General features: G+C 61.7%; 24 protein-coding genes and 1 pseudogene. 12 read left to right on the top strand and 13 right to left on the bottom strand.

Annotated elements, in window-relative coordinates:
- Positions 1 to 2,010 (top strand): DNA helicase Rep, encoded by a 2,010-nt coding sequence (rep, locus tag MOQ67_RS00005; protein ID WP_017846031.1) that lies wholly within the window; start codon positions 1 to 3, stop codon positions 2,008 to 2,010.
- 58 nt (positions 2,011 to 2,068) lie between these two features.
- Positions 2,069 to 2,641, top strand: coding sequence for a xanthine phosphoribosyltransferase (locus MOQ67_RS00010; RefSeq protein WP_017846032.1), 573 nt, complete (start codon positions 2,069 to 2,071; stop codon positions 2,639 to 2,641).
- A 131-nt stretch (positions 2,642 to 2,772) separates the two neighbouring features.
- On the opposite strand, the gene MOQ67_RS00015 is transcribed toward MOQ67_RS00010, so the two are convergent.
- The 6 genes from MOQ67_RS00015 to dadA all read right to left on the bottom strand — a co-directional run bounded on the left by MOQ67_RS00015 (position 2,773) and on the right by dadA (position 8,873).
- Positions 2,773 to 4,695 (bottom strand): acetyl-CoA hydrolase/transferase C-terminal domain-containing protein, encoded by a 1,923-nt coding sequence (locus tag MOQ67_RS00015; protein ID WP_104904249.1) that lies wholly within the window; start codon positions 4,693 to 4,695, stop codon positions 2,773 to 2,775.
- A gap of 136 nt (positions 4,696 to 4,831) precedes the next feature.
- Positions 4,832 to 5,245: a c-type cytochrome gene (locus MOQ67_RS00020; RefSeq protein WP_026139909.1), complete on the bottom strand. Its 414-nt coding sequence runs from the start codon at positions 5,243 to 5,245 to the stop codon at positions 4,832 to 4,834.
- 181 nt (positions 5,246 to 5,426) lie between these two features.
- Positions 5,427 to 5,975: a cupin domain-containing protein gene (locus tag MOQ67_RS00025; protein ID WP_017846035.1), complete on the bottom strand. Its 549-nt coding sequence runs from the start codon at positions 5,973 to 5,975 to the stop codon at positions 5,427 to 5,429.
- A 116-nt stretch (positions 5,976 to 6,091) separates the two neighbouring features.
- Positions 6,092 to 7,165 carry an alanine racemase gene (gene alr / locus MOQ67_RS00030; RefSeq protein ID WP_126589413.1) on the bottom strand — a complete coding sequence of 358 codons (1,074 nt, stop codon included), beginning with the start codon at positions 7,163 to 7,165 and terminating at the stop codon, positions 6,092 to 6,094.
- An 81-nt stretch (positions 7,166 to 7,246) separates the two neighbouring features.
- The gene (locus MOQ67_RS00035; RefSeq protein WP_017846037.1) at positions 7,247 to 7,600 is read right to left on the bottom strand and encodes a RidA family protein; all 354 of its coding nucleotides are present in this window, start codon (positions 7,598 to 7,600) and stop codon (positions 7,247 to 7,249) included.
- Positions 7,572 to 8,873 carry a D-amino acid dehydrogenase gene (gene dadA, locus MOQ67_RS00040; protein ID WP_017846038.1) on the bottom strand — a complete coding sequence of 434 codons (1,302 nt, stop codon included), beginning with the start codon at positions 8,871 to 8,873 and terminating at the stop codon, positions 7,572 to 7,574. The genes MOQ67_RS00035 and dadA overlap by 29 nt, the downstream gene beginning before the upstream one ends.
- 155 nt (positions 8,874 to 9,028) lie before the next feature.
- On the opposite strand from dadA, the gene MOQ67_RS00045 reads away from it, so the two are divergent.
- Positions 9,029 to 9,517 (top strand): Lrp/AsnC ligand binding domain-containing protein, encoded by a 489-nt coding sequence (locus MOQ67_RS00045; RefSeq protein ID WP_017846039.1) that lies wholly within the window; start codon positions 9,029 to 9,031, stop codon positions 9,515 to 9,517.
- Positions 9,518 to 9,564: 47 nt separating this feature from the next.
- On the opposite strand, the gene MOQ67_RS00050 is transcribed toward MOQ67_RS00045, so the two are convergent.
- Entirely contained in the window at positions 9,565 to 9,918 is a 354-nt protein-coding gene (locus tag MOQ67_RS00050) for a YkgJ family cysteine cluster protein (RefSeq protein WP_017135860.1), read from the bottom strand.
- A 114-nt stretch (positions 9,919 to 10,032) separates the two neighbouring features.
- On the opposite strand from MOQ67_RS00050, the gene MOQ67_RS00055 reads away from it, so the two are divergent.
- A complete protein-coding gene (locus MOQ67_RS00055) occupies positions 10,033 to 11,325 on the top strand; it encodes an NAD(P)/FAD-dependent oxidoreductase (RefSeq protein WP_046381651.1) in 1,293 nt (430 codons plus the stop codon).
- Position 11,326: 1 nt separating this feature from the next.
- On the opposite strand, the gene MOQ67_RS00060 is transcribed toward MOQ67_RS00055, so the two are convergent.
- Positions 11,327 to 11,551 carry a DUF1127 domain-containing protein gene (locus MOQ67_RS00060; protein ID WP_017846042.1) on the bottom strand — a complete coding sequence of 75 codons (225 nt, stop codon included), beginning with the start codon at positions 11,549 to 11,551 and terminating at the stop codon, positions 11,327 to 11,329.
- A 165-nt stretch (positions 11,552 to 11,716) separates the two neighbouring features.
- Between MOQ67_RS00060 and MOQ67_RS00065 the strand changes: the two genes are divergently transcribed.
- Together MOQ67_RS00065 and MOQ67_RS00070 are read left to right on the top strand one after the other, a co-directional pair.
- A complete protein-coding gene (locus MOQ67_RS00065) occupies positions 11,717 to 13,141 on the top strand; it encodes an aminotransferase-like domain-containing protein (RefSeq protein WP_126589412.1) in 1,425 nt (474 codons plus the stop codon).
- A gap of 62 nt (positions 13,142 to 13,203) precedes the next feature.
- Entirely contained in the window at positions 13,204 to 14,772 is a 1,569-nt protein-coding gene (locus tag MOQ67_RS00070) for a phospholipase D family protein (protein WP_032804275.1), read from the top strand.
- A gap of 85 nt (positions 14,773 to 14,857) precedes the next feature.
- Here MOQ67_RS00070 and MOQ67_RS00075 read toward each other — a convergent pair whose 3' ends face one another.
- Together MOQ67_RS00075 and MOQ67_RS00080 are read right to left on the bottom strand one after the other, a co-directional pair.
- Positions 14,858 to 16,000, bottom strand: a complete 1,143-nt coding sequence (locus MOQ67_RS00075) for an MFS transporter (protein WP_046381650.1) — start codon at positions 15,998 to 16,000, stop codon at positions 14,858 to 14,860.
- A 161-nt stretch (positions 16,001 to 16,161) separates the two neighbouring features.
- Positions 16,162 to 17,655 (bottom strand): aldehyde dehydrogenase, encoded by a 1,494-nt coding sequence (locus tag MOQ67_RS00080; protein ID WP_046381649.1) that lies wholly within the window; start codon positions 17,653 to 17,655, stop codon positions 16,162 to 16,164.
- Positions 17,656 to 17,885: 230 nt separating this feature from the next.
- Between MOQ67_RS00080 and MOQ67_RS00085 the strand changes: the two genes are divergently transcribed.
- Positions 17,886 to 18,248, top strand: a complete 363-nt coding sequence (locus tag MOQ67_RS00085; protein ID WP_046381648.1) for a cupin domain-containing protein — start codon at positions 17,886 to 17,888, stop codon at positions 18,246 to 18,248.
- Between the two features lie 71 nt (positions 18,249 to 18,319).
- Here the strand turns inward: MOQ67_RS00085 and rpmG are convergent, their stop codons facing one another.
- Together rpmG and rpmB are read right to left on the bottom strand one after the other, a co-directional pair.
- A complete protein-coding gene (gene rpmG, locus MOQ67_RS00090) occupies positions 18,320 to 18,475 on the bottom strand; it encodes a 50S ribosomal protein L33 (protein ID WP_003176906.1) in 156 nt (51 codons plus the stop codon).
- An 11-nt stretch (positions 18,476 to 18,486) separates the two neighbouring features.
- Entirely contained in the window at positions 18,487 to 18,720 is a 234-nt protein-coding gene (rpmB, locus tag MOQ67_RS00095) for a 50S ribosomal protein L28 (protein ID WP_003176907.1), read from the bottom strand.
- Between the two features lie 458 nt (positions 18,721 to 19,178).
- Here rpmB and MOQ67_RS00100 point away from each other — a divergent pair, with 458 nt between their 5' ends.
- Positions 19,179 to 20,771: an ABC transporter substrate-binding protein gene (locus tag MOQ67_RS00100; RefSeq protein WP_126585187.1), complete on the top strand. Its 1,593-nt coding sequence runs from the start codon at positions 19,179 to 19,181 to the stop codon at positions 20,769 to 20,771.
- A gap of 59 nt (positions 20,772 to 20,830) precedes the next feature.
- Here MOQ67_RS00100 and radC read toward each other — a convergent pair whose 3' ends face one another.
- A complete protein-coding gene (radC, locus tag MOQ67_RS00105; RefSeq protein ID WP_017846051.1) occupies positions 20,831 to 21,505 on the bottom strand; it encodes a RadC family protein in 675 nt (224 codons plus the stop codon).
- 143 nt (positions 21,506 to 21,648) lie between these two features.
- Here radC and coaBC point away from each other — a divergent pair, with 143 nt between their 5' ends.
- The 4 genes and pseudogenes from coaBC (at position 21,649) to argB (ending at position 25,913) form a co-directional block, all read left to right on the top strand.
- Positions 21,649 to 22,857, top strand: a complete 1,209-nt coding sequence (gene coaBC / locus MOQ67_RS00110; protein ID WP_104904245.1) for a bifunctional phosphopantothenoylcysteine decarboxylase/phosphopantothenate--cysteine ligase CoaBC — start codon at positions 21,649 to 21,651, stop codon at positions 22,855 to 22,857.
- Between the two features lie 5 nt (positions 22,858 to 22,862).
- Positions 22,863 to 23,318 (top strand): dUTP diphosphatase, encoded by a 456-nt coding sequence (gene dut / locus MOQ67_RS00115; protein ID WP_126589727.1) that lies wholly within the window; start codon positions 22,863 to 22,865, stop codon positions 23,316 to 23,318.
- 242 nt (positions 23,319 to 23,560) lie between these two features.
- Positions 23,561 to 24,985: pseudogene (locus tag MOQ67_RS00120) on the top strand (phosphomannomutase/phosphoglucomutase); the annotation flags it as partial.
- Positions 24,986 to 25,007: 22 nt separating this feature from the next.
- A complete protein-coding gene (gene argB, locus MOQ67_RS00125) occupies positions 25,008 to 25,913 on the top strand; it encodes an acetylglutamate kinase (RefSeq protein WP_017846055.1) in 906 nt (301 codons plus the stop codon).
- The last annotated feature ends 57 nt before the right edge of the window (positions 25,914 to 25,970 follow it).

The raw sequence follows: 25,970 nt of genomic DNA on the forward strand, positions 1-25,970 counted from the left end.
ATGTCCCGACTCAATCCCCGGCAGCAAGAAGCCGTGAACTACGTCGGCGGCCCTCTATTGGTGCTCGCCGGTGCTGGCTCCGGCAAGACCAGCGTGATCACCCGCAAGATCGCGCACCTGATCCAGAACTGCGGCATCCGCGCCCAGTACATCGTCGCCATGACCTTTACCAATAAGGCGGCGCGGGAAATGAAAGAGCGGGTCGGCACCCTGCTCAAGGGTGGCGAAGGCCGCGGCCTCACGGTGTGTACGTTCCACAACCTGGGGCTGAACATCATCCGCAAGGAGCATGCGCGGCTGGGCTACAAGCCGGGTTTCTCGATCTTCGACGAGACCGACGTCAAAGCCCTGATGACCGACATCATGCAGAAGGAATACGCGGGCGACGACGGCGTCGACGAGATCAAGAACATGATCGGCGCCTGGAAAAACGACCTGGTCCTGCCGCCCGAAGCCCTGGAAAACGCGCGCAACCCCAAGGAACAGACCGCCGCCATCGTCTACACCCACTACCAGCGCACGCTCAAGGCGTTCAACGCGGTGGACTTCGACGACCTGATCCTGCTGCCGGTGAAGCTGTTCCAGGAACACGCCGACATCCTCGAGAAGTGGCAGAACAAGGTACGTTACCTGCTGGTGGACGAATACCAGGACACCAACGCCAGCCAGTACCTGCTGGTGAAGTTGCTGATCGGCAAGCGCAACCAGTTCACCGTGGTGGGCGACGACGACCAGTCGATCTACGCCTGGCGCGGCGCCCGCCCGGAAAACCTGATGCTGCTCAAGGACGACTATCCGTCCCTGAAAGTGGTGATGCTGGAACAGAACTACCGCTCCACCAGCCGCATCCTGCGCTGCGCCAACGTGCTGATCTCGAACAACCCCCACGAGTTTGAAAAACAACTGTGGAGCGAGATGGGCCATGGCGACGAGATCCGCGTGATCCGCTGCCGCAACGAAGACGCCGAAGCCGAGCGCGTGGCCGTGGAAATCCTCAGCCTGCACCTGCGTACCGACCGGCCCTACAGCGACTTCGCGATCCTCTATCGCGGCAACTACCAGGCCAAGCTGATCGAGCTGAAACTGCAGCACCATCAGGTGCCGTATCGTCTGTCCGGCGGCAACAGCTTTTTCGGACGCCAGGAAGTCAAAGACCTGATGGCCTACTTCCGCCTGATCGTCAACCCGGACGACGACAACGCCTTCCTGCGCGTGATCAACGTACCGCGTCGGGAAATCGGCTCGACCACCCTGGAAAAACTCGGCAACTACGCCACCGAACGCAAGATCTCGATGTACGCCGCCACCGACGAAATCGGCCTGGGCGAACACCTGGACACGCGCTTCACCGATCGCCTGTCGCGCTTCAAGCGCTTCATGGACAAAGTGCGCGAGCAATGCGCCGGTGAAGACCCGATCAGCGCCCTGCGCAGCATGGTCATGGACATCGACTATGAAAACTGGCTGCGCACCAACAGTTCCAGCGACAAGGCCGCGGATTACCGCATGGGCAACGTCTGGTTCCTGATCGAAGCGTTGAAGAACACCCTGGAAAAAGACGAAGACGGCGAAATGACCGTCGAAGACGCCATCGGCAAGCTGGTGCTGCGCGACATGCTCGAGCGCCAGCAAGAAGAGGAAGACGGCGCCGAAGGTGTACAGATGATGACCTTGCATGCGTCCAAGGGCCTGGAATTTCCCTACGTGTTCATCATGGGCATGGAAGAGGAAATCCTCCCGCACCGCTCCAGCATCGAAGCCGACACCATCGAGGAAGAACGGCGCCTGGCCTACGTGGGCATTACCCGCGCACGCCAGACATTGGCCTTCACCTTTGCCGCCAAGCGCAAGCAATACGGCGAAATCATCGATTGCGCCCCCAGCCGGTTCCTCGACGAACTGCCGCCGGACGACCTGGCCTGGGAAGGCAACGACGACACCCCGACCGAGGTCAAGGCCGTTCGCGGCAACACCGCCCTGGCGGATATTCGCGCGATGTTAAAGCGCTAGAATCGACTATTTTTTAATCTACTTTCGGCGCACCGTGCGCCATTAGAGGAAGCGTTCCGTGGAAGCACTGCACAAGAAAATTCGCGAAGAAGGCGTCGTGCTTTCCGATCAGGTACTCAAAGTCGACGCCTTTCTGAACCATCAGATCGACCCGGCGCTGATGAAACTGATCGGCGACGAATTCGCCGCGCTGTTCAAGGATTCGGGGATCACCAAGATCGTCACCATCGAAGCCTCGGGGATCGCCCCGGCAATCATGACCGGGCTGAACCTCGGCGTGCCGGTGATCTTCGCCCGTAAGCAACAGTCCCTGACCCTGACCGAAAACCTGCTGTCGGCAACGGTGTATTCCTTCACCAAGAAAGTCGAAAGCACCGTAGCGATCTCGCCGCGCCACCTGACCAGCAGCGACCGCGTGCTGATCATCGATGACTTCCTGGCCAACGGGAAGGCGTCCCAGGCGCTGATCTCGATCATCAAGCAGGCCGGTGCCACCGTTGCCGGCCTGGGGATCGTGATCGAGAAGTCGTTCCAGGGCGGGCGTGCCGAGCTGGATGCGCAGGGTTATCGGGTTGAGTCGCTGGCGCGCGTGAAGTCGCTGAGCGGTGGTGTCGTCACCTTCATCGAGTAATCGCTGACGGAACCCGGTTAAAACTGTGGGAGGGGCGGTGCGACGATTCGACTTGCCCCCGATAGCAGTGGCTCAGCCAACACATTTGTGTGACTGATACACCGCTATCGGGGGCAAGCCCCCTCCTACATTTAGTGCGCGGTGGCCTGGAGGCCGGCGAGCAATAGCCGCTGATACACGTCCTCTTTGAGCCCTTCCGGCTGGTCCAATCCCATCCGCTTCAGATGCTCGGGAAACGCCTCCGGCTCCGGTGCATCCAGCGCCGCCTTGCCCAGGTCGAAAATCTCGCTCAGCTTGAATTTGCTCTTGAGCCAGTTCAACCCGCGCAACAAGTCCCGTTCGACATCCGTGAAGTCGGTGCCCAGCGGATACTCCGGAAACAACCGGCGATGCCGGGCCTGAAGGCTCTGGAGCCGCTGCGGAGTGTTGTCGGTAAAGCGCGGGTCCAGCTGGAAATCCCGGGGTAGCTTGCCGGCCTCTTGCGCCTGCTCGATCAAGTCGCCCTGGAACCTGGAGTCGGTGATGTTGAGCAACGCCTCAATTACCTTGGCATCGGTCTGACCGCGCAAGTCGGCAATTCCGTATTCGGTGATGACAATGTCCCGCAGGTGCCGTGGGATCGTGCAATGGCCGTACTCCCACACGATATTGGAACTGACCTCCCCCGCCGCTTCGCGCCAGCTGCGCAACATCAGGATCGCGCGCGCACCTTCCAGCGCGTGGGCCTGGGCAACAAAGTTGTACTGCCCGCCCACGCCACTGAGCACGCGGCCACCTTCCAGTTGGTCGGCAACCCCGGCGCCGAGCAAGGTCACCACGATCGCGCTGTTGATGAACCGCGCATCCAGACGCTGCAAACGCTTGAGTTCTTCCTGCCCGTACAGCTCGTTGATGTAGCTGATGCGCGTCATGTTGAACGCCTGACGCTTGGCGAGGGTCATGTCCTGCAAGCGTTGGTAAAAACTTCGCGGGCCAACGAAAAAACCGCCATGGATCGAAATGCCGTCGGGCTGGGCCGCATCATCGAGCAGGCCGGCGTTTGCCTGTTCCTGCGTCGCCACATCCGGGTAGACCTTGCGCCGCACAATCCCCGCATCCGCCAGCACCAGCAGGCCGTTGACGAACATTTCGCTGCAACCATAAAGGCCTTTGGCAAACGGCTCGACGCCCCCTTCACGGCTGATCAGCGCCGCCCAGCGGTACACATCGAGGTCGGTCAGCAGCAGCCGATAGGCTTCGTTATCGGCCTGGCGCGCAAGCAAGGCGGCGGTCAGCGCATCGCCCATCGAACCGATACCGATCTGCAAGGTGCCGCCATCGCGTACCAGGGTACTGGCATGCAGGCCGATAAAGTGGTCCTGGAAACCCACCGGCATATTCGGTGTGGAGAACAGCGTGCTGCTGTCCTTTTCATCGAGCAGGTAATCGAACGCATCCATGCCCAACTCCGAATCCCCAGGCATGTAGGGCAAATCGGTGTGGACCTGGCCGACCATCAGCACGGTTTCCCCGGCGGCGCGACGCTTGGCGATCATCGGCAGCAGGTCGAGGGTGACATCGGGGTTGCAGCTCAGGCTCAGCCGGTCGGGGTGCTCGGCGCTGCTGGCCACCAACTGCGCCACCAGGTTCAGGCCGGCGGCGTAGATATCGCGCGCGGCATGGCTGTAGTTGCTGCTGACGTAGTCCTGTTGCGCGGATTGGCTGTGAAGCAGGCTGCCGGGCTGCATGAAAAATTGCTGGACGTGGATATTCGCCGGCAGGCTGTCCTTGTGCAGATCGGCGAGATAATCCAGCTCGGGATAATCGCCAAACACCCGCTCGGTAAACGGTTCCAGGAAGCGCTTCTGCAAGCCATCGCCCAGCGCCGGGCGACCCAGGCTCAAGGCGGTGTAGATCGTCAGCGCCCGCTCCGGCAGCTTGGCGATACGTCGGTACAACGCGTTGACGAACAGATTGGGCTTGCCCAGGCCCAGGGGCAGGCCCATGTGGATATGCGCTGGCAAGCGCGCGAGTACGTCGTCAACGGCTTGCTCGATTGAACATAACTGCACCATCCGACCCTCCTGAACATTTCATGACTAGGGGTTGGATAGAGAGTGGCCCGTCTTGGTTGCAAAGAACAGCCTCAACCCTCGATCGCAGGCACAAAAAAGCCGCTCGTAAGCGGCATTTTTGACGAAGATCGCTGGATTACAACCCGGACATCTTCTTGATCGCGCCTTTCAGATCAGCATCCGTGCAATCAGCACAGGTGCCTTTTGGCGGCATGGCATTGATACCCGTGATCGCCTTGGCCAGGATGCCGTCGAGGCCGCCCTGGTGGTCGGCGCGGTCTTTCCAGGCGGCGGTGTCGCCGATTTTCGGAGCACCCAACAGGCCGGTTCCGTGGCATGCATTGCAGTGCTTGGCAATGATCTCATCCGGTGTTTTCGCACCGCCGCCGCCGCCCGCTGTTGCGGCGACTTCCATCCCCTTGCACTCCTGCCCCTGCACACACACTTGGCCAACAGGCTCCAAGCGCTTGGCAATGTCATCATTGGTCGCAGCTTGAGCGCTGACAGCCCATAGGGCCAGTACGGTTGCTGGTGCAGCCAGCATTTTCATAATTAGGTTCACGCGTTCACCCTCAATGGTGGCTATTCACGCCTGCGGCCACGGTTTCGCAGGCGGCGAAAGTATAACGGTTAGCCCGCCTGGCTGAAACAACCCTATTAAGCAAAGGGAGATTCAGTCTCACGGAATACGCTGCGGGAGTCTCTGCAATGCTGGCAGGACGCCTCTTCTGTCAAAAGTTCGCGGGCGTGGCTGCGCTGATTAGTCGCGCCGGCACCTCGAACGGATTACGAAAACGATGGGGCTTGGTGCTTTCAAAGTAGTAGCTATCGCCAGCTTCGAGCACAAAAGTTTCAAGACCGACGACCAATTCCAGGCGACCTTCCACCAGAATCCCGGTTTCTTCGCCTTCGTGGGTGAGCATTTCTTCGCCAGTATCGGCGCCAGGCGGGTAAATTTCGTTGAGAAACGTGATCGCCCGGCTCGGATGTGCGCGACCCACCAGTTTCATGGTGACGGCGCCGTCGGAGATATCAATCAGCTCGTTGGCTTTATAGACAACCTGGGTCGGTATTTCCTGGAGGATTTCCTCGGAAAAGAACTCGACCATCGACATGGGAATGCCGCCCAGCACCTTGCGCAAGGAACTGATGGAAGGGCTGACACTGTTTTTTTCGATCATCGAAATGGTGCTGTTGGTGACACCCGCACGCTTGGCGAGCTCGCGCTGGGAAAGACCCTTCAGTTTACGGATGGATTGCAGTCGTTCGCCGACGTCCAATGCGGGAGCCTCCTAGGATTCAGGCTTTGTTGTAATTGAGCGTTATCATGGCGACAGCGTTCAGTATTTACAACACTTGGGCCTAAATCCTCCCCAGCACCGTTCGTAGAGGCCGATCAAGCCCCGGAATAGAGCCTTGGCACGCGGCGCAGGTTGCAGAAGATCTGGTAGGGGATGGTCTCGGCGGCGGCCGCGACGTCACTGGCGAGGATGTTCTTGCCCCACAGCTCCACGGTGGAACCGAGGCCGGCCTGGGGCACGTCGGTGAGGTCGACGCACAGCATGTCCATGGACACGCGGCCGAGCAACTGGCTGCGCTGCCCCGCCACCAGCACCGGCGTGCCGGTGGGGGCGTGACGTGGATAACCGTCGGCATAGCCCATGGCAACCACGCCGACCCGCATCGGTTTCGGCGTGATGAATTTGGCACCGTAGCCCACCGGCTCGCCGGCCGGCAGTTCGCGCACGCAGATGACTTTCGATTCCAGGGTCATTACCGGCTGCAAGCGCGCGGCGATGGCCTGGTCTTCACCAAACGGCGTCGTGCCGTACAACATGATGCCGGGGCGTACCCAGTCGCTGGGCACCTTCGGCCAGCCCATCACCGCCGGCGAATTGCGCAGGCTGACCTCGGCCGACAGCCCCTGGCGCGCCGCTTCGAACACCGCCACTTGTTCATTGCTGCGCACGCAATCGAGCTCATCGGCGCGGGCGAAGTGGCTCATCAATACGATCTTCGCCACCTTACCGCTGGCGAGCAGGCGCTGGTACGCCTCGTGGTAGTCCTTGGGATGCAGGCCGACACGGTGCATGCCCGAGTCCAGTTTGAGCCACACGGTGAGGGGCTTGCGCAAGGCCGCCTGCTCGATGGCCTCCAGTTGCCACAGCGAATGCACCACGCACCAGAAATCATGCTCGACGATCAGCGGCAGCTCGTCGGCTTCGAAAAACCCTTCCAGCAGCAATACCGGCGCGCGGATACCGGCAGCCCGCAGCTCCAGTGCTTCCTCGATACAGGCCACGGCAAAACCATCGGCCTCGGCTTCCAGCGCCTGGGCCACGCGCACTGCGCCATGGCCGTAGGCATCGGCCTTGATCACAGCGAGGGCCTTGGCCCCCGTGACTTCACGGGCCAATTGGTAATTGTGGCGCAGGGCTTGGAGGTCGATCAGGGCACGGGCAGGACGCATGGCGGCAGGCTTCTAGGCGGCAGAGTGAAAAAAACCGGCACCGACCAACCACATCGGTACCGGGAGAGGGATCGTTGCTTCTTAAGGCAGGGCGGCCACGACGGACAGCTCCACCAGGATTTGTGGCTCGCACAGTTTCGCTTCAACCGTGGCGCGGGCCGGGGCGACGCCTTTGGGCAGCCATGCGTCCCACACCGCGTTCATGCCGGCGAAGTCGGCGTCGATGTCTTTGAGGTAGATCGTCACCGACAGCAGCTTGCTTTTGTCGGTGCCGGCCAAGTCCAGCAAGCGCTCGATATTGGCCAGGGTTTCACGGGTCTGCTGTTCAATCCCGGCACTCAGGTCGTCGCCGACTTGCCCTGCCAGGTACACGGTGCCGCCGTGGGCAACGATCTGGCTCATGCGCTCATTGGTGAGCTGGCGCTGGATTGACATGTTTTGCAGACTCCTGGTGGTTGCCATAACGGGAAATATCGAGGCCTTCGGCACTGATCTGCGGCGTTTTCTTGGCCATCAGGTCAGCCAGCAAACGACCGGAGCCGCACGCCATGGTCCAACCGAGGGTGCCGTGGCCGGTGTTCAGGAACAGGTTCTTGAACGGGGTGGCGCCGACAATCGGCGTACCGTCCGGTGTGGTCGGACGCAGGCCGGTCCAAAAGATCGCTTCGGTCAGATTGCCGCCCTGAGGATAAAGGTCGTTGACGATCATCTCCAGGGTTTCGCGCCGACGTGGGTTCAACGACAGGTCAAAACCGGCGATTTCAGCCATGCCGCCGACACGGATGCGGTTGTCGAAACGGGTGATCGCGACCTTGTAGGTCTCGTCGAGAATGGTCGACGTCGGCGCCATCGCCGGGTTGGTGATCGGCACGGTCAGCGAGTAGCCCTTGAGCGGGTACACCGGCGCCTTGATCCCCAGCGGCTTGAGCAACTGCGGCGAATAACTGCCGAGGGCCAGGACGTAGCGGTCGGCGGTTTCCAGCTTGCCGTCGATCCACACACCGTTGATGCGATCACCGGCGTGGTCGAGGCGCTGGATGTCCTGTTCGAAACGGAATTCCACGCCCAACTGCTTGCACATGTCGGCCAGGCGCGTGGTGAACATCTGGCAGTCGCCGGTCTGGTCGTTCGGCAGGCGCAGGGCACCGGCGAGGATGTCGGTGACGCTGGCCAGGGCCGGTTCGACGCGGGCGATGCCGGCACGGTCGAGCAATTCGAACGGCACGCCGGACTCTTTCAACACGGCGATATCTTTGGCAGCGCCATCGAGCTGGGCCTGGGTGCGGAACAGTTGAGTCGTACCGAGGCTGCGGCCTTCGTAGGCAATGCCGGTTTCAGCGCGCAGTTCGTCGAGGCAATCGCGGCTGTACTCGGACAGGCGGACCATGCGCTCCTTGTTCACCGCATACCGGCTGGCGGTGCAGTTGCGCAGCATCTGCGCCATCCACAGGTATTGGTTGATATCGGCGGTGGCCTTGATCGCCAGCGGCGCGTGGCGTTGCAGCAGCCACTTGATGGCCTTGAGCGGCACACCCGGCGCGGCCCATGGCGAGGCGTAGCCTGGAGAGACCTGGCCGGCGTTGGCGAAACTGGTTTCCATGGCCGCGGCTGGCTGGCGGTCGACCACGACCACCTCAAAACCGGCTCGCGCCAAATAGTAGGCACTGGTCACACCAATGACGCCGCTACCCAAGACCAGAACGCGCATTTTTATATCCTCATCGCGGCTTGACCGCCGACGTGTGTTGTTCGAGCAATGATGTGAGCAGTATAAAAAGCAATCACCAGTGCATTTCACTATATAAATGCCTATATTTGGCGACAATTCTTGGCAACAACCCTTTTCACAGAGGCGTATCCCCTATGCGTACCAACACCCAGACCAAACGGGAGCTGGACAAGATCGACCGGAACATCTTGCGCATCCTACAAGCCGACGGGCGCATTTCGTTCACGGAGCTGGGGGAAAAGGTCGGACTGTCGACCACCCCCTGCACCGAGCGCGTGCGCCGCCTTGAGCGTGAAGGGATCATCATGGGCTACAACGCACGCCTCAACCCCCAGCATTTGAAGGCGAGTTTGCTGGTATTTGTCGAGATCAGCCTCGACTACAAATCCGGCGACACCTTTGAAGAATTCCGCCGCGCCGTGCTGAAATTGCCCCATGTGCTGGAGTGCCACTTGGTCTCGGGGGACTTCGACTACCTGGTGAAAGCGCGGATCTCCGAGATGGCCTCGTACCGCAAACTGCTCGGCGACATCCTGCTCAAACTGCCCCATGTGCGGGAGTCCAAGAGCTATATCGTGATGGAAGAGGTGAAAGAGAGCCTCAATCTGCCCATCCCCGACTGACTGACACAACCGGGTCAATGTGGGCGGGGGCTTGCTTACTCCCACATTTAGACCAGCACCTGCCGGGTACTCGCCATGTATTCGTGGATCTGCTTCTCCACCCGCGGGTGAATCAGCTCCACCGGCCGCCGTCCATTGGGGCACGGCAAGGTCTTTGTGGTGCCGAAAAGCCTACAGATCAGCGGGCGCTCGTCATACACCGTGCAGCCATTGGGCCCCAGGTGTACGCAGTTCAACTCGTCCATGGCAGCTTCCTGTTCGGCAGCGGTCTTACGCGGCAGGCGCGACATTTCCTCGGGGGAAGTCGTCACCGGCCCACAGCAATCGTGGCAACCGGGGACGCACTCGAACGAGGGAATCTGTCGGCGCAATGCGCTGATTTTCTGACTGTTGCAACTCATCGAAACACGTACCGAACGGCGAATAGGCGTGGATTCTGCCGCAAAACCCCGCGGTGAGACAGCTTCGTCCGACCGCTGTATCCTGCGTCAAATTTTCCAAACGGGGATGTTCCCATGACTGCCAGCGCCCGGCACACCGCTTCCTACTACGCCGCCAGCAGCCTGCCGCAACCCGACTATCCGGCGTTGGCCGGCGAAACAGTGGCCGACGTGTGCGTGATCGGCGGCGGTTTTTCCGGGCTCAACACCGCGCTGGAACTGGCCGAACGCGGGTTCAGCGTGGTGCTGCTGGAAGCGCGCAAGATCGCCTGGGGCGCCAGCGGGCGCAATGGCGGCCAGTTGATCCGCGGCGTCGGCCATGGCCTGGAGCAATTCACCAACGTGATCGGCACCGACGGCGTGCGCCAGATGAAACTGATGGGCCTGGAGGCGGTAGAAATCGTGCGCGAGCGCGTCGAGCGTTTCCAGATCGCCTGCGACCTGACCTGGGGCTACTGCGACCTGGCCAACAAACCCCGCGACCTGCTCGGCCTCGCCGAAGACGCCGAAGAATTGCGCAGCCTAGGCTATCGCCACGAAGTACGCCTGCTGCAAGCCAGCGAAATGGGCAGCGTGATCGGTTCCGAGCGCTACGTGGGCGGCATGATCGACATGGGCTCGGGCCATCTGCACCCGCTGAACCTGGCCCTCGGCGAGGCAGCTGCCGCCCAAAAACTCGGCGTGCAACTGTTCGAACACTCCGAAGTGACGCGCATCGACTACGGCCCCGAGGTCAACGTACACACCGCCCGCGGCAATGTGCGCGCCAAGACCCTGGTACTGGCCTGCAACGCCTATCTGAAGGGGCTCAACCCACTGCTGAGCGGCAAAGTGCTGCCGGCCGGCAGCTATATCATCGCCACCGAGCCGTTAAGCGCCGCCCAGGCGGCCCAATTGCTACCGCAAAACATGGCGGTGTGTGATCAGCGGGTGACAGTGGACTACTTCCGACTGTCTGCCGACCGTCGTCTGCTGTTCGGCGGCGCCTGCCACTATTCCGGACGCGACCCCAAGGACATCGGCGCCTACATGCGGCCGAAGATGGTGCAGGTGTTCCCCCAACTGGCCGACGTGAAGATCGACTATCAATGGGGCGGCATGATCGGCATCGGTGCCAACCGCTTGCCGCAGATCGGCCGATTGGCGGATCAACCCAACGTGTATTACGCCCAGGCCTACGCCGGTCATGGCCTCAACGCGACACACCTGGCGGGCAAGCTGCTGGGCGAAGCCATCAGCGGCCAGCAGCAGGGACGTTTCGATCTGTTCGCCCAGGTGCCGCACATCACCTTCCCCGGCGGCAAGCACTTGCGCTCGCCGCTGTTGGCGCTGGGGATGCTCTGGCACCGGTTGAAAGAACTGGTGTGACTCAACTGCGCCAGAACGGCTTCAAGCCTTCCTGGCGCGCCTGCTCGGCGGTCAACCCGATATCCCGCAGTTGCTCGGCAGTCAGCTCCAGCAGCACCTTGCGCGTGTGGCGACGGTGCCAGAACAGGCTCCAGCGGTTGCGGGTCGGGGCCGACATCGCCCGCGCCTGCCCCGCTTCCAGTTCCTGGCCGTGTAACGTCAGCCGCACATCGCTCATGCCGTTCATTTTGTCGTCCTCATTTGCTGGTTGCCATGAGTGACTAGAATGAGCGGGCGGACAAAACCATTACAGATTCAACCAAATTTTATTAAATCCATACAGATACTGCCCTCGAGTGGCTGAATCCTGTATTTTCCCTGGATCTGTACTGGTCCCCTGGGAGTGATCACCGTGACCCTTTACGTCAACCTCGCCGAGTTGCTGGGCACCCGCATCGAACAGGGCTTCTACCGCCCCGGCGATCGGCTGCCTTCCGTAAGGGCCTTGAGTGTCGAGCACGGGGTCAGTTTGAGCACTGTGCAGCAAGCGTATCGCATGCTGGAAGACAACGGCCTGGCGATGCCGAAGCCCAAGTCCGGTTACTTCGTGCCCGTCGGCCGTGAGCTGCCGGCCTTGCCCGAAGTCGGCCGCCCGGCCCAGCGCCCGGTGGAAATTTCCCAGTGGGACCAAGTGCTCGAGTTGATCCGCGCGGTGCCGCGCAAAGATGTCGTACAGCTGGGCCGCGGCATGCCGGATGTGTTGTCGCCCACCCTCAAGCCGCTGCTGCGCAGCCTGGCCCGCGTCAGCCGGCGCCAGGACCTGCCGGGGCTGTATTACGACAATATCCTCGGCTGTATGGAGTTGCGCGAACAAATCGCCCGACTGTCATTGGATTCCGGCTGCCAGTTGACCGCCGAAGACATCGTGATCACCACCGGCTGCCATGAAGCGCTGTCTGCCAGCATCCGCTCCATCTGCGAGCCGGGGGATATCGTTGCGGTGGACTCGCCGAGCTTCCACGGCGCCATGCAGACCCTCAAGGGCCTGGGCATGAAAGCCCTGGAAATTCCCACGGACCCGCTCACCGGCATCAGCCTCGAAGCCCTGGAACTGGCGCTGGAACAGTGGCCGATCAAAGTCATTCAACTGACCCCCAACTGCAACAATCCCTTGGGCTACATCATGCCGGAGGCACGCAAGCGGGCGCTGTTGACCCTGGCCCAGCGCTTTGACGTGGCGATCATCGAAGACGATGTGTATGGCGAACTGGCCTACAGCTACCCGCGCCCGCGCACCATCAAATCCTTCGACGAAGATGGCCGCGTATTGCTCTGCAGCTCGTTCTCGAAAACCCTGGCGCCAGGCCTGCGGATTGGCTGGGTCGCGCCGGGCCGCTACCTGGAGCGGGTGTTGCACATGAAATACATCAGCACCGGCTCCACTGCGACCCAGCCGCAGATCGCCATCGCCGAATTTCTCAAGAGCGGCCATTTCGAACCGCATTTGCGGCGGATGCGTACTCAATACCAACGTAATCGCGACATGATGCTCGACTGGGTCAGCCGTTATTTCCCCGCCGGCACCCGCGCCAGCCGACCTCAAGGCAGCTTCATGCTGTGGATCGAACTGCCGGAAGGTTTCGACACCCTCAAGCTCAACCGGGTGTTGGTGGAACAAGGCGTACAAATCGCCGTGGGCAGTATCTTTTCCGCGTCCGGCAAGTACAGGAATTGCCTGCGCATGAACTACGCTGCCAAACCTACGCCGCAGATTGAAGAGGCGGTGCGCAAAGTCGGCGCCGTCGCGAGCAAGATGCTGGCCGAGGCCGCCGACTGACCTTTCCGGGAAAATAGCCGTCCTATGTCGACAACCGCCCTGATCTGGAAACGGTGCCCTTGATGACTCGACGGCTTTTAGCGTTTTTCCTGTTGGGCGCCCTGGCCCTGGGCGGCTGCGCCACGGTGAATGTGCCGCGCATCCCCAGCGATGCTCTGCCGGCGACGCAGTCGTCGTTCGGCCGTTCGATCCAGGCCCAGGCCGCGCCGCATCAGGGCCGCTCCGGCTTTCGCCTGCTGCCCAACAGCAGCGAGGCGTTCATGGCCCGCGCCGAACTGATCCGCAACGCCCAGACCAGCCTCGACCTGCAGTACTACATCGTCCACGACGGCATCAGCACCCGCCTGCTCGTGGATGAACTGCTCAAGGCCGCCGACCGTGGCGTGCGTGTGCGTATCCTGCTGGACGACACCACCAGCGACGGCCTCGATCAGGTCATCGCCACCCTCGCCGCCCACCCCAACATCCAGATTCGCCTGTTCAACCCGCTGCACCTGGGGCGCAGCACCGGCGTGACGCGCGCCATGGGGCGCCTGCTCAACCTGTCGCTGCAACATCGACGCATGCACAACAAACTGTGGCTGGCGGACAACAGCGCGGCCATCGTCGGCGGGCGCAACCTGGGCGACGAATATTTCGACGCCGAACCCAACCTTAATTTCACCGACATCGACATGCTCAGCGTGGGCCCGGTGGCCGAGCAACTCGGCCACAGTTTCGACCAGTATTGGAACAGCGCCCTGAGCAAGCCCATCAATGAATTCATCTCCAACCTGCCGTCCAAAGGCGACCTGGCCAGCGCACGCCTGCGCCTGGAAGAATCCCTGGCCCAGTCGCGCCAACAGAACCACGCCTTGTACAACCGCCTGCGCACCTACAAGACCGAACCGCGCCTGGACATCTGGCGGCGCGAGCTGATCTGGGCCTGGAACCAGGCGTTGTGGGACGCCCCGAGCAAGGTACTCGCCAAGAATGATCCGGACCCGCGCCTGCTGCTGACCACCCAATTGGAACCGGAACTCGAAGGCGTCAACCATGAGTTGATGATGATTTCGGCGTATTTCGTGCCGGGGCAGCCGGGCCTGGTGTACCTGACCGGTCGCGCGGATGCGGGCGTCTCGGTGAGCCTGCTGACCAACTCCCTCGAAGCCACCGACGTGCCGGCCGTACACGGCGGCTACGCGCCCTATCGCAAGGCGCTGCTGGAGCACGGCGTGAAACTCTATGAGTTGCGCCGCCAACCCGGCGCACCCCGCACAGGCAGCGGCCCCCACCTGTTTCGTCGCGGCCTGTTCCTCGGCTCGGACTCCAGCCTGCACAGCAAGGCGATGATTTTTGATCGACAAAAGTCGTTTATCGGCTCGTTCAACTTCGACCCGCGTTCGGTGCTGTGGAATACCGAAGTCGGCGTGCTGGTGGACAGCCCTGAGCTGGCCGAGCACCTGCGCAATCTGGCGCTGCAAGGCATGGCGCCAGCATTGAGCTACGAGGCGAAATTACAGGATGGCCAGGTGGTGTGGACCACCGAAGATAACGGGCAACCGCACACCCTGACCCGCGAGCCGGGCAGCTGGTGGCGCCACTTCAATGCCTGGTTCGCCACCTCCGTCGGCCTGGAGCGCATGCTGTAGGAGCGAGCTTGCTCGCGAAGAACGCAAGAACACCGCACTTAACCAGACCGTACCCGTCATCGCTAACGCCTTCATCCCCTCGCGCCTAAACAGGCTGCGCGGCGCCAAACGCCCCCTGACGCAACAACAGCACCACCAACCCCAGAGCCCCGGCCGCCATCAGCCACGGCAATGCATGCCCGCTGATCCACTGGCTGCCCGCACCGGCCACCAGCGGCCCGATCAGGCAACCGATGCCCCAGAGCTGCGCCACGTGGGCATTGGCGCGCACCAGCGCATCGTCGCGGTAACGCTCGCCGATCAGGATCAACGACAAGGTGAACAAACCGCCCGCACTCGCGCCGAACAGCACCCACACTGGCCAGATCAGCAGCGTGTGCATCAACAACGGGACCGCCAGGCTCGCCCCCAGCAACAGCAGCGCGCAGCTCAAGAACAGCGTGCGCCGCGGCAGGTAGTCGGCCAGCGCACCGATGGGCAGCTGCAACAACGCATCGCCCACCACCACCGTGCTGACCATCGCCAGGGCGATCTCGGCCGTGAAGCCTTGCTGCAGGCAATACACCGGCAGCAGCGTCAGGATCATCGCCTCGAACGCCGCGAATAACGCCACCGCCCAGGCAATCGCCGGCAGGCTCCGACAGAAGCGCCACAGCTCGGCAAACGTCACGCTGAAGGACTCGGCGGTCGGCGCCCCGGAACGCCCCAGCAACAGCAACGGCGCCAGCGTCAACAGGCCCACGCCCACCCAGAACCCATAGTCATGATCGGTGCCCAGCACGCCCAACAGCAGCGGCCCCGACAGCTGGCTCAGCGCATAGGTGCAGCCATACAGCGCCACCAGCCGGCCGCGCCATTGCTCCACCACCAACTGGTTGATCCAGCTTTCGCCAAGAATGAACACGATGGTCAGGATCACCCCGATCATCAGCCGCAGCACCAGCCACACCGGGTAGCTCGGCAGGATCGCCAACAGGCCGATGGACACCGCCCCCGCCCACAGGCACAGGCGCATCAGACGCGCAGTGCCCAGCCAGGACGCCAGCCGACTGGAAACCTTCGCCCCCAACAGCACGCCGAAGGCCGGCATCGCAGCCATCACTCCAATGGCGAAGCTGCCGTAGCCCCAGCCTTCCAGGCGCAGGGACACCAGCGGCATGCTGACACCCAACGCCAGACCAACGCTGAGCACCGAGGCCAGCACGGCGAAATAAGTCGCCCAACGCATTTCCACGCTCCTGTGGATAGTTTTTTCAGGGCTGTAAACGAACTGTAGGAGCGCGCTTGCTCGCGAAGAACGCCAACGATAACGCGTGCTGTCTGGTTGAACGCGGCGTCTTTGAGTTCTTCGCGAGCAAGCTCGCTCCTACAGGGGACCTGCGGTGTTGCTTAGAGCTTGATCCAGGTCGCCTTCAGCTCGGTGTACTTGTCGAACGCATGCAGCGACTTGTCGCGACCGTTGCCCGACTGCTTGAAGCCACCAAACGGCGCGGTCATGTCACCGCCGTCGTACTGGTTGACCCACACGCTACCGGCGCGCAGTGCCTTGGCGGTGAGGTGCGCCTTGGAGATATCCGCCGTCCACACCGCCGCGGCCAGGCCGTATTGGGTGTCGTTGGCGATGGCGACGGCTTCTTCGGCGCTGTCGAAAGTGAGCACCGAGAGGACCGGGCCGAAGATTTCTTCGCGGGCGATCTTCATGGCGTTGGTCACACCGTCGAAAATCGTCGGCTCGACGTAAGTGCCGCCGGTCTCTTCCAGCGTGCGCTTGCCGCCCGCCACCAGTTTGGCACCGTCGGCATGACCGGCTTCGATGTAGGACAGCACGGTGTTCATCTGTTGAGTGTCTACCAGCGCGCCGACGTTCGTGGCCGGGTCCAGCGGGTTGCCTGGCTTCCAGCCCTTCAGCGCGGCGATCACCAGCGGTAGGAATTTATCCTTGATGGAACGCTCCACCAGCAGGCGCGAACCGGCGGTGCAGACCTCGCCCTGGTTGAAGGCAATCGCGCCGGCGGCGGATTCGGCGGCGGCTTGCAGGTCCGGGGCATCGGCGAACACGATGTTCGGGCTCTTGCCGCCCGCTTCCAGCCATACACGTTTCATGTTCGATTCGCCGGAGCGGATCAACAGCTGTTTGGCGATTTTGGTGGAGCCGGTGAACACCAGGGTGTCGACATCCATGTGCAGCGCGAGCGCGTTACCCACGGTGTGGCCGTAGCCCGGCAGCACGTTGAACACGCCTTTTGGAATACCGGCCTCAACGGCCAGCGCCGCGATGCGGATGGCGGTCAGCGGGGATTTTTCGGACGGTTTGAGGATCACGGAGTTACCGGTCGACAGCGCCGGCCCGAGTTTCCAGCAAGCCATCATCAGCGGGAAATTCCACGGCACGATGGCGGCAACCACACCGACCGGCTCACGGGTCACCAGACCCAGCTGATCGTGAGGGGTGGAAGCGACTTCATCGTAAATCTTGTCGATGGCCTCGCCGCTCCAGCTCAGGGCATTCGCCGCGCCGGGTACGTCGATGTTCAGGGCGTCGCTGATCGGCTTGCCCATGTCCAGGGTTTCCAGCAGCGCCAGCTCTTCGGCATTGGCCTTGAGCAACGCGGCGAAACGGATCATGGTGGCCTTGCGCTTGGCCGGCGCCAGGCGCGACCAGACACCGGAATTGAACGTGGCGCGGGCATTTTCCACGGCGCGCTGGGCGTCGGCGACGTCACAGCTGGCAACGCTGGTCAGCAGGCGGCCATCGACGGGGCTGATGCATTCGAACGTGTCGCCGGAAACGGCGGCGGTGTACTCGCCATTGATATAGGCGCGGCCTTCGATCTTCAGATCCTTGGCGCGTTGCTCCCAGTCGGCACGGGTCAGGGTGGTCATGCGAGTGTCCTCCTCTTATTGAATACAAGGGCCAGGCGATGTGCCCCGGCAGCCTCAAAGAATGCTTGCCCCGCCAGCCAGTTGTTCGGCTCAAGGCAACTGCCACCCTAAACCAGCGGCTGGGGATGTATCAATATATTTGACATAACGCCGGTAAACGCCCTTGCGATGTTCATTTTAATAAACATAGACTTTGGGCTCTCCAACCGCAGGCCAGACGGGACACGCACATGAGCATCCAGGACATCGTCGACTTCAGCCAAGCCAACACCGCCCCCGATCGCTACCTCCCTGCCCCGGAAAAAATCCTCAAGGGCAATCCCGAGCAAACGATCTACAACCACTACAACAGCCCGTGCGGCCAGATGAGCGCCGGCGTCTGGGAAGGCGACGTCGGGCAGTGGAAGGTCAACTACACCGAACATGAGTACTGCGAGATTGTGCAGGGGGTTTCCGTACTGCGCGATGCCGAGGGCAACGCCAAGACCTTGCGCGCCGGCGACCGCTTCGTTATCCCGGCCGGCTTCAGCGGCACCTGGGAAGTGCTCGAGCCCTGCCGCAAGATCTATGTGGTGTTCGAACAGAAGGCCTGATCAGCAAATCCTGCGCAAAAAAAAGCCCGAATCGTGAGAAACGGGCTTTTTTTCACAAGGAAGAAAATCAATTACTTGATTTTGCCTTCTTTGTAGATCACGTGCTTGCGAACGCGCGGGTCGAACATTTTCTTTTCGAGCTTGTCCGGGGTAGTACGCTTGTTCTTGTCGGTAGTGTAGAAGTGACCAGTACCGGCGCTAGAGATCATTCGAATCAATTCACGCATGATAGAGCTCCTTAGATCTTGCCAGCGGCGCGGATTTCGGCCAGCACGACAGTGATGCCACGCTTGTCGATAATGCGCATGCCTTTGGCAGATACGCGCAGACGCACAAAACGTTTCTCTTCTTCAACCCAGAAGCGGTGATGCTGCAGGTTCGGCAGGAAACGACGACGGGTTTTGTTATTTGCGTGGGAAATGTTATTCCCAGTCACCGGACCCTTACCGGTAACTTGACAGACTCTCGACATGCCTCAGCCCTCTAAAACCACATGCCCAACCCGGCATGGGTTGGCCGCTTAATCTCTCAGTCATTTGGCGCCAGGCGCCGCGTTTCTTTAGGGTCTTACCGGCTACACCTACAAGCGAAGGAACCGGGCCCCTAGAAAAGAGCGCTGCTTTATACCAGAAAGACCCAAGTGCAACAACAGCCCGTGTGTTTTTACCGGCGTAAATCTCGGCGACAGATGGCCGAACCGTTGCCAGGAGGGGCCGCTGCAATAGCCGACCGCTCGTCGCACAGAATGATTTACAACGCCCGCAAGTACCAAAAAGTACAAGGCGAAACGCGCTGAGGCGCCATCAAAACAGCATTTGAGCCAAAAGCACAGGCAAAAATGGACTAGTCATTTATCAATCAGACCACTACGGTAGGACTTTTCCAGACTGCACTCGCAGATGGGCCTTCGATCTGCACAGGAAACCGAACATGCGCCTCGCTGCCCTACCGCTTTTGCTAGCCCCTCTGTTTATCGCGCCGCAGGCCTTGGCGGCCACCAATCTGAGCGTGTGTACCGAAGCCAGTCCCGAAGGGTTTGACGTAGTGCAGTACAACTCGCTGACTACCACCAACGCCTCGGCCGACGTGCTGATGAACAGCCTGGTGAACTATGACGCAGCCAGCGGCAAGCTGGTGCCAAGCCTGGCGGACAGCTGGGAAGTGTCGCCGGACGGCCTGACCTACACCTTCCAGTTGCACCCCAACGTAAAATTCCACCGCACCGACTATTTCACCCCGAGCCGCACCCTGACCGCCGAGGATGTCCGCTTCAGCTTCGAACGCATGCTCGATCCGGCCAACCCATGGCACAAGATCGCCCAGAGCGGCTTCCCCCATGCCCAGTCGCTGCAATTGCCGGCACTGATCAAGAAGATCGACGCCCTTGACCCGCTGACCGTGCGCTTCACCCTCGATCACCCCGACTCGACCTTCCTCGCCGCGCTGAGCATGGGTTTTGCCTCGATCTACCCGGCCGAGTACGCCGACAAGCTGCTCAAGGCCGGCACCCCGGAGAAGCTCAACAGCCAGCCCATCGGCACCGGCCCGTTCATCTTCACGCGGTTCCAGAAAGATGCCGTGGTGCGCTACAAAGCCAACCCGGACTATTTCGCCGGCAAACCGGCTGTGGATAACTTGATCTTCGCCATCACCCCGGATGCGAACGTGCGCCTGCAGAAACTGCACCGCGACGAATGCCAGATCGCACTGTCGCCCAAACCCCTGGATGTGGGCGAAGCCGAGAAAGATCCCGCACTCAAAATAGAAAAAACCGCAGCATTCATGACTGCATTCGTCGCGATCAACAGCCAGCACCCACCGCTGGACAAGCCCGAAGTGCGCCAGGCGATCAACCTGGCCTTCGACAAGGACAGCTACCTCAAAGCCGTGTTCGAAGGCACCGCCGAAGCCGCCAACGGCCCCTACCCGCCCAACACCTGGAGCTATGCCAAGGAGTTGCCGGGTTATCCACAGGACATCGCCAAGGCCAAGCTGCTGCTGGAGCGCGCCGGGCTCAAGGACGGCTTCAAGACCACGATCTGGACACGCCCCACCGGCAGCCTGCTGAACCCCAACCCCAACCTCGGTGCGCAACTGTTGCAGGCGGACCTGGCCGAGGTCGGCATCCAGGCCGAGATCCGCGTGATCGAATGGGGCGAGCTGATCCGCCGCGCCAAGGCCGGCGAACACGACCTGCTGTTCATGGGCTGGGCCGGCGACAACGGCGACCCGGATAACTTCCTGACTCCGCAGTTCTCCTGCGCGGCAGTGAAATCCGGCACCAACTTCGCCCGCTATTGCGACCCGGCCCTGGACAAACTCATCAGCGCCGGCAAGACCACCAGCGAGCAAGGGGTGCGCAGCAAGCTGTATCAACAGGCCCAGGCGCAGATCCAACAGCAGGCACTGTGGCTGCCGCTGGCGCACCCGATGGCGTTCGCCCTGATCCGCAAGAATGTCGAGGGGTACCAGGTGAGCCCGTTTGGGCGGCAGGACTTTTCGAAAGTCAGCGTCAAGCCCTGAGCTGCAAGCTGCAAGCCCCCTTGAGGCTTGCAGCTGCAACCTTGCAACTGCTGCCCCTCCTACATCCACCCGTATTCCGCCATCGACAACGGATCACCATCGCCCACGATGATGTGATCCAGCACCCGCACATCCACCACTTCCAAGGCTTTTTGCAGGATTTTGGTCAATTTCCGATCAGCCGCACTCGGCTCCACACTCCCCGAGGGATGGTTGTGGCACAGGATCAACGCCGCCGCGTTATACGCCAGGGCGCGCTTGACCACTTGCCGCGGGTAAACCACGGTGGCGTCGATGGTGCCCTGGAACAACGCCTCGAACCCCAGCACCCGATGCTTTGAATCGAGAAACAGGCAGCCGAAGATCTCGTGAGGCTCATGGCGCAACAGCGCCTTGAGGTAGTCCCGCACAGCGACCGGGCTTTCCAGCACCGAGTCACTGCGCAGCTGTTCGGCCAAGTGGCGCCGGGACATTTCCAGTACCGCCTGCAGTTGCGCAAACTTCGCCGGCCCCAGCCCCAACTGCTGGCTGAACAGCACCTGGCTGGCCTCCAGCAGCGGGCGCAAGCCACCGAACTGCGCCAACAGATGCCGCGCCAGGTCCACCGCACTCCGCCCGGCCACGCCGGTGCGCAGGAAGATAGCCAACAGTTCGGCGTCGGACAGCGTTGCGGCCCCCCATTCCAAAAGCTTCTCCCGCGGCCGCTCGGCCACCGGCCAATCACGAATACTCATCCCGCCTCCCTGTGCATGTGCGCCGCTGTTGCCTGGCGGACGCTGTGTTATCGTAGGCCCTCTTTTTTGCATGCGATTTCACCTGGGGAGGGGGCATCGCAGGCGTCACTGAACTGGCTTCACTGAACTGGAAAGGCAAACCAATGCAGCGTCTGTATCGGAAACGCATCGTTCTCGGCGTCGGCGGCGGCATTGCCGCCTACAAGAGCGCAGAGCTGGTTCGCAGGCTTCTCGACCAGGGCGCCGAAGTGCGCGTGGTCATGACCCGCGGCGGCAGTGAGTTCATCACCCCGCTGACCATGCAGGCCTTGTCCGGCCACCCAGTTCACCTGGACCTGCTGGACCCGGCCGCCGAAGCCGCCATGGGCCATATCGAACTGGCCAAATGGGCCGACCTGGTGCTGATCGCCCCGGCCACCGCCGACCTGATCGCCCGCCTGGCGCAAGGCATCGCCGATGACTTGCTGACCACGCTGGTCCTGGCCACCGACGCCACTGTCGCCATCGCCCCGGCCATGAACCAGGCCATGTGGCGCGACCCGGCCACCCAAGCCAACACGCAGCTCCTGCAAAGCCGTGGCCTCAAGGTGTTCGGCCCGGCCTCCGGCAGCCAGGCCTGCGGCGACGTCGGCATGGGCCGCATGCTCGAAGCCACCGACCTGGCAGTGTGCGCCGCCGAGTGCTTCCAGCACCTGGCCCTGACTGGCAAGCACGTGTTGATCACCGCCGGCCCGACCCAGGAAAACATCGACCCGGTGCGCTACATCACCAACCATAGCTCAGGAAAAATGGGCTTTGCCCTGGCTGAAGCGGCGGTCGAGGCAGGCGCGCGCGTGACCCTCATCACCGGCCCGGTGCATTTGCCGACGCCCGATCGCGTCACCCGGATCGACGTGGTCAGCGCCCGGGACATGTTGGCGGCCTGTGAGGCGGCCATTCCCTGCGACCTGTTTATCGCCTCGGCAGCGGTTGCGGATTACCGCCCGGAAGTCGTCGCCCCGCAAAAGCTCAAGAAAGACCCTACCAGCGGCGACGGCCTGCTCCTGCAAATGGTGCGTAACCCGGACATCCTGGCCACCATCGCCAGCCGCCCGGACCGTCCGTTCAGCGTCGGTTTCGCCGCCGAGACCGAGCACCTGCTGGACTACGCCGCACGTAAATTGAAAGACAAAAACCTCGACCTGATCGTTGCCAATGATGTCGCCAACCCAAGCATCGGCTTCAACAGTGAGGAAAACGCCTGCAGCGTGATCGATCGCGACCTGCACGCCACCCTTTTCGCCCAGACCAGCAAGGGCAAGATTGCCCGCCAACTGATCTCTTTTATCGCCCAACGGCTGAACCAGGTTTAATTTACATGCACGCTTTGCAAGCCAAGATCCTCGACCCCCGCATCGGCACCGACTTCCCCCTGCCGGCCTATGCCACACCGGGCTCCGCCGGCCTGGACCTGCGCGCCATGCTCAAGGAAGACACCCTCCTCGAGCCGGGCCAGACCCTGCTGATTCCGACCGGCCTGTCGATCTACGTCGGCGACCCGGGCCTGGCGGCGCTGATTCTGCCGCGCTCGGGCCTCGGCCATAAGCACGGCATCGTGCTGGGCAACCTGGTCGGCCTGATCGACTCGGACTACCAGGGCGAGCTGATGGTGTCATGCTGGAACCGCGGCCAGACCGCCTTCAACATCGTCGTCGGCGAGCGCATCGCGCAGCTGGTGCTGGTGCCGGTGGTGCAGGCGCACTTCGAACTGGTACAGGAATTCGACGCAACCCAACGCGGCGCAGGCGGTTTTGGGCATTCCGGCAGTCACTGACCACACCAAACCGGGGCGGACGCTACCGTCCGGCCCGGTTAGATGCCACCGCATGGCCTTTCAGGATGAAGAATGCGCGGACCTGACGAGCGACACTTTCCAAGTAAAATCAATGTATTACGTAAACATAAGCGCGGAGCGGTTGCTCCGATGGCCTTTTTGCACCACGAACTCTGCACCGAAAACGCCGTCATACCCTTCAGTTTAAGCCTGCCGGTCAGCCACATTAAGGCCAGCCTTGTCTCTTTCAGATGGAGTTTCCCCCCGCGATGAGTACCGCCGCCCGAGTAGCCCCGACCTTCCCCGACAGCATCTTCCGCGCCTATGACATCCGTGGCGTGGTGCCCAAGACCCTGACCGCCGAAACCGCCTACTGGATTGGCCGCGCCATCGGCGCCCAAAGCCTGGCCCAGGACGAACCGAACGTTTCGGTCGGCCGTGACGGTCGCCTGTCCGGTCCCGAACTGGTGGAGCAATTGATCCAGGGCCTGGCCGACAGCGGTTGCCATGTCAGCGACGTCGGCCTGGTGCCGACCCCGGCGCTGTACTACGCCGCCAACGTGCTGGCCGGCAAATCCGGGGTGATGCTCACCGGCAGCCACAACCCGTCGGACTACAACGGCTTCAAGATCGTCATCGCCGGCGACACCCTGGCCAACGAACAGATCCAGGCTCTGCACACGCGCCTGAAAACCAACGACCTGACCAGCGGCAAAGGCAGCATCACCAAGGTCGACATTCTTCAGCGCTACTCCGACGAAATCACCGGCGACGTCAAACTCGCGCGCCGCCTGAAAGTGGTGGTGGACTGCGGCAACGGCGCGGCCGGCGTGATCGCCCCGCAACTGCTCGAAGCCCTGAACTGCGAAGTGGTGCCGTTGTTCTGCGACGTCGACGGCAACTTCCCCAACCACCATCCAGACCCGGGCAAGCCTGAAAACCTGGTGGACCTGATCGCCAAGGTCAAGGAAACCGGGGCCGACGTCGGCCTGGCCTTTGACGGCGACGGTGACCGCGTGGGCGTGGTGACCAACACCGGCGAAAACGTGTTCGCCGACCGCCTGCTGATGCTGTTTGCCCGTGATGTGGTGGCGCGCAACCCGAATGCCGAAATCATCTTCGACGTAAAATGCACCCGTCGCCTGACGCCGCTGATCAAGGAATATGGCGGTCGCCCGCTGATGTGGAAGACCGGTCACTCGTTGATCAAAAAGAAAATGAAGGAAACCGGCGCACTGCTGGCCGGCGAAATGAGCGGCCACGTGTTCTTCAAGGAGCGCTGGTTCGGGTTTGACGACGGCATTTACAGCGCCGCTCGTCTGCTGGAGATCCTCAGCAAGGAAAAATCCACGGCGCAGGAGCTGTTTCAGACCTTCCCGAATGATATTTCTACGCCAGAGATCAATATCCATGTGACCGAAGAGAGCAAATTCAGCATCATTGACGCATTGCACGATGCGCAATGGGGCGAAGGCGCCAACCTGACCTCCATTGATGGTGTGCGAGTCGATTACGCCAAAGGCTGGGGCCTGGTTCGCGCGTCCAACACCACACCGGTGCTGGTGCTGCGTTTCGAGGCGGATACCGAGGCTGAGTTGCAGCGCATCAAGGACGTGTTCCACGTCCAGTTGAAACGTGTTGCCCCTGATCTCCAATTACCGTTCTGATTTTTTTGCACCGGAGCCCTGAATGACCCTCGAACGCGAAGCCGCTGCCAACACCGCCAAGGTCCTGTCCGAAGCGTTGCCCTACATTCGACGCTACGTCGGCAAGACGCTGGTGATCAAATACGGCGGCAATGCCATGGAAAGCGACGAGCTGAAAACCGGCTTTGCCCGCGATATCGTGTTGATGAAAGCCGTGGGGATCAACCCGGTGGTGGTCCACGGCGGCGGCCCGCAGATCGGCGACCTGCTCAAGCGCCTGTCGATCGAAAGCCACTTCATCGATGGCATGCGTGTCACTGACGCGCAGACCATGGACGTGGTGGAGATGGTCCTCGGCGGCCAGGTGAACAAAGACATCGTCAACCTGATCAACCGCCACGGCGGCAGCGCGATTGGCCTGACCGGCAAGGACGCGGAGCTGATCCGCGCGAAAAAACTGACCGTGACCCGTCAGACGCCGGAAATGACCCAGCCAGAAATCATCGACATCGGCCAGGTGGGCGAAGTGATCGGTATCAACACCGACTTGCTGAACCTGCTGGTCAAAGGTGATTTCATCCCGGTCATCGCGCCGATCGGCGTGGGCGCCAACGGCGAGTCCTACAACATCAACGCCGACCTGGTTGCCGGCAAAGTGGCCGAAGCGCTGAAGGCTGAAAAGCTGATGCTGCTGACCAACATCGCCGGCCTGATGGACAAGCAAGGCAAGGTGCTGACCGGCCTGACCACCCAACAAGTGGACGAGCTGATCGCCGACGGCACCATCTATGGCGGCATGCTGCCGAAGATCCGTTGTGCGCTGGAAGCGGTACAGGGCGGCGTCGGCAGCTCGCTGATCCTTGATGGCCGCGTGCCGAATGCGATCCTGCTGGAAATCTTCACCGACACCGGTGTGGGTACGCTGATCAGCAACCGCAAGCGTCCTTAACCACAAAAAGCCCCACCCTCTGTAGGAGCGAGCTTGCTCGCGAAAAACGTAAAGACG

The sequence above is a fragment of the Pseudomonas sp. LY-1 genome (assembly GCF_053502595.1).

Bases quoted from the DNA above. Each gene is read 5' to 3' on its own strand.
- MOQ67_RS00070 (WP_032804275.1), top strand. From the start codon at position 13,204: ATGACTCGACGGCTTTTAGCGTTTTTCCTGTTGGGCGCCCTGGCCCTG.
- MOQ67_RS00060 (WP_017846042.1), bottom strand. From the start codon at position 11,551: ATGAACGGCATGAGCGATGTGCGGCTGACGTTACACGGCCAGGAACTG.
- MOQ67_RS00015 (WP_104904249.1), bottom strand. From the start codon at position 4,695: ATGGTGCAGTTATGTTCAATCGAGCAAGCCGTTGACGACGTACTCGCG.
- MOQ67_RS00085 (WP_046381648.1), top strand. From the start codon at position 17,886: ATGAGCATCCAGGACATCGTCGACTTCAGCCAAGCCAACACCGCCCCC.
- dut (WP_126589727.1), top strand. From the start codon at position 22,863: ATGCACGCTTTGCAAGCCAAGATCCTCGACCCCCGCATCGGCACCGAC.
- MOQ67_RS00055 (WP_046381651.1), top strand. From the start codon at position 10,033: ATGACTGCCAGCGCCCGGCACACCGCTTCCTACTACGCCGCCAGCAGC.
- rpmB (WP_003176907.1), bottom strand. From the start codon at position 18,720: ATGTCGAGAGTCTGTCAAGTTACCGGTAAGGGTCCGGTGACTGGGAAT.
- alr (WP_126589413.1), bottom strand. From the start codon at position 7,165: ATGCGTCCTGCCCGTGCCCTGATCGACCTCCAAGCCCTGCGCCACAAT.
- radC (WP_017846051.1), bottom strand. From the start codon at position 21,505: ATGAGTATTCGTGATTGGCCGGTGGCCGAGCGGCCGCGGGAGAAGCTT.
- argB (WP_017846055.1), top strand. From the start codon at position 25,008: ATGACCCTCGAACGCGAAGCCGCTGCCAACACCGCCAAGGTCCTGTCC.
- MOQ67_RS00050 (WP_017135860.1), bottom strand. From the start codon at position 9,918: ATGAGTTGCAACAGTCAGAAAATCAGCGCATTGCGCCGACAGATTCCC.
- MOQ67_RS00075 (WP_046381650.1), bottom strand. From the start codon at position 16,000: ATGCGTTGGGCGACTTATTTCGCCGTGCTGGCCTCGGTGCTCAGCGTT.
- MOQ67_RS00035 (WP_017846037.1), bottom strand. From the start codon at position 7,600: ATGTCAATCCAGCGCCAGCTCACCAATGAGCGCATGAGCCAGATCGTT.
- MOQ67_RS00045 (WP_017846039.1), top strand. From the start codon at position 9,029: ATGCGTACCAACACCCAGACCAAACGGGAGCTGGACAAGATCGACCGG.
- rep (WP_017846031.1), top strand. From the start codon at position 1: ATGTCCCGACTCAATCCCCGGCAGCAAGAAGCCGTGAACTACGTCGGC.
- MOQ67_RS00080 (WP_046381649.1), bottom strand. From the start codon at position 17,655: ATGACCACCCTGACCCGTGCCGACTGGGAGCAACGCGCCAAGGATCTG.
- MOQ67_RS00100 (WP_126585187.1), top strand. From the start codon at position 19,179: ATGCGCCTCGCTGCCCTACCGCTTTTGCTAGCCCCTCTGTTTATCGCG.
- rpmG (WP_003176906.1), bottom strand. From the start codon at position 18,475: ATGCGTGAATTGATTCGAATGATCTCTAGCGCCGGTACTGGTCACTTC.
- dadA (WP_017846038.1), bottom strand. From the start codon at position 8,873: ATGCGCGTTCTGGTCTTGGGTAGCGGCGTCATTGGTGTGACCAGTGCC.
- MOQ67_RS00020 (WP_026139909.1), bottom strand. From the start codon at position 5,245: ATGAAAATGCTGGCTGCACCAGCAACCGTACTGGCCCTATGGGCTGTC.
- coaBC (WP_104904245.1), top strand. From the start codon at position 21,649: ATGCAGCGTCTGTATCGGAAACGCATCGTTCTCGGCGTCGGCGGCGGC.